The 2648-nt window shown below is 73.0% G+C and carries 1 protein-coding gene; it reads right to left on the bottom strand.

Annotated features, from left to right (window positions below):
- Positions 1-2648: beta-ketoacyl synthase N-terminal-like domain-containing protein (locus G6031_RS18395; protein ID WP_277820186.1), on the bottom strand; the 2648-nt coding region annotated here is incomplete at both ends.

Raw genomic sequence — 2648 nt, 5'->3', positions numbered from 1 at the left:
CAGGGCCCGGTTGGGGGGCAGTGTCCCCGAACGCAGCATCTGGGTCAGCCCGATGAGCTGGAACGCGGCCGCGCCACCCTTGGCGTGCCCGGTGAGCGACTTCTGCGAGACGACGAACAACGGGTTGCCGTCGGAGCGACCGATCGCCGCCCCGAGCCGCTCGTGCAGGTCCGACTCGTTGGGGTCGTTGGCCTTGGTCGAGGTGTCGTGCTTGCTCACCACGGCCAGGTCGTCCGCGGTCAGGCCGAGCTCTGCGAGACCCCGGGCCAGCGGCGACCGCTTTCCACCACGGCCCGCGCCGAGCGCGCCGAGCCCCGGTGCGGGGATCGAGGTGTGCGCACCGTCGGCGTACGACCCCGCCCAGGCCACCACCCCGTGGACCGGCAGCCCCATGCGGGCCGCGACGTCGCCACGGGCCAGCAGGATGGTGCCGCCGCCCTGGGACTCGACGAACCCGCCGCGTCGCCGGTCGTTCGCCCGGCTGTAGTGGCGCTCGTCGATCCCCTTGGCGGCCATCGCCGCGGAGTCGGCGGTGGCGGACATGTCGGCGAAGCCCTGGATGCCCTCGGTGGACAGGTCGTCGAACCCGCCGGCCACCACGAACTCGGCCTTACCGGCGCGGATCTTGTCGAAACCCTCCTCGACGCTCACCGCGGTGGTGGCACAGGCCGCCACCGGGTGGACCATCGAGCCGTAGCCGCCGACGTAGGACTGCATGACGTGGGCGGCCACCACGTTGGGCAGCGCCTCCTGCAGCGTGTCGTTGGCGCGGCTGCGGCCCAGGATCCCGTCGATGTAGAGCGAGCGCATGCTCGTCATGCCGCCCATGCCGGTGCCCTGCGTGTTGGCGACATCGGCCGGGTGCACGTGGGCCAGCAGCTCCGCCGGGGTGAAGCCCGAGGAGATGAAGGCATCCACGGTGGCCACCAGGTTCCACGCCGCCACCCGGTCGATACCGGAGACCATGTCGGCGGGGATTCCCCATGCGGTCGGGTCGAAGCCGGTGGGGATCTGGCCACCCACGATGCGGGTGAGCGTGGTGCGGCGGGGGACGCGGATCTCGGTGCCCGCCTTGCGGGTGACCGTCCACTCGCCGTCCTCGCTGCGGGTGACGACGGTGTTCTCCGGATCGTCCTCCTGGTACGCGCGGGCCTGGCCCTCGTCGTCCACGACGAAGGACAGGTCCTCCGGCAGGAACACCGAGGTCAGCTGCGGCGAGGCGTTGTCGAACATCTCCGCGCGCGAATCGTCGGCGTAGGTGCGCACGCCCACCCGGGCGAGCACCTCGTCGTGGAAACGCTCGGCGATGTCCGCCTCGTCGATCGGGTCACCGGACCCGGTGACGGTCCAGCCGGCGCGCGGCGAGTCCTCCCAGGTGATGAGCCCGGTCGACCAGGCCAGCTCGACCACGCCGGCAGCGCTGAGGTCGCCGGTGGTCTCCACCTCGAAGCGGGTGCGGGCGCTGCCGTAGGGCCCGACCTCGCCGGAGCCCACGATCACGACCATGTCCTCGAGGTCCTGGGTGACCTGGCCCCACTCGGGGCGCTCGTCGGCGGTGACGGTCTGCAGCGACGGCAGGGCCGCGAGGGTCCCGTCGGCGTCCTCGGTCGAGGCCTCGGTCACCGGGGCCGGACGGTCCGCGGCGAGCGCGGCCATGTCCAGGTCGGCGGTGCCGAGACCCCCGGTGAGGTCGACGGTGAGGGGCGCCTCGCCGGCGGACCGACGGACGTCCGGGGTGCACGAGCCCAGCAGCTCGGCGGCGATCCCCGCGGTGGACCAGGTGGACACGCCCGCGGCCTCCACGGCGTCGACGAGCGGATCGTTGTGGCCCATCAGCCCGGTGCCCCGGACCCAGCCGATGATCGCGTGGACGAACGTCACGCGCTCGGACCAGGACTTCTCCGAGCCCCACTTGGCGATCATGGCGTCGAGCGCGGCCTTGGCCTCGCCGTAGGCGCCGTCGCCACCGAAGATCCCGCGGTTGGGCGAGCCCGGCAGCACCACGTGCAGACGGGAGTCGACGTCGGTGTCGGCGCCGATCGCGCCGAGCCCGGCGACGAGCTTCTCCACGCCCCACAACAGGACGCGCATCTCGGTCTCGGCCCGCGGGCCGGCGTCGGCCATCGAACCCTGGACACGCGGGGCGGCGAACGGGAAGAGCAGCGTCGGCGTGAGCGGCGCCTTGAGGACGGTGGTCTGGCCACCGGCCGACTCGGCGTGCTCGGATCCGACCCACTCGACCAGCGCGTCGACGTCCGAGTACGACGTGAGGTTGGCCGGCAGCACCCACAGCGCCGCGCCACCGCGGGCGTGGGAACGGTAGAGGTCCTTGAAGAAGGCCAGCTTGGACTGGTCCAGGTTCGAGGTGGTGGCCACCACGGTGGCCCCTCCCGCCAGGAGCTTTCCGGTGACGGCGGCGGCGATGGAGCCCTTGCCGGCACCGGTGACGACGGCGACGTCGCCCGCGTACTGGCCGACGAACTCCTCGGAGGCCGCCTCCGCGATCTCCCGGTAGGTGACCGCGAGGGCGTCCCGCCGGGCTCCGGCGGCCCGCTCGGCCCACCAGCGGGCCTGCTCGGCCACGATGTCGCCGGCACCGCGGAAGGCCTCCGCGGCGTCGGCGGGGACGTCGGTCCGGGTCCAGAGTC

The organism is Dietzia sp. CQ4 (assembly GCF_014145125.1).
Taxonomy (GTDB): domain Bacteria; phylum Actinomycetota; class Actinomycetes; order Mycobacteriales; family Mycobacteriaceae; genus Dietzia; species Dietzia natronolimnaea.
Note: the sequence above shows the minus strand (reverse complement) of the source record. Positions and strands in the feature narration are given on the sequence as shown.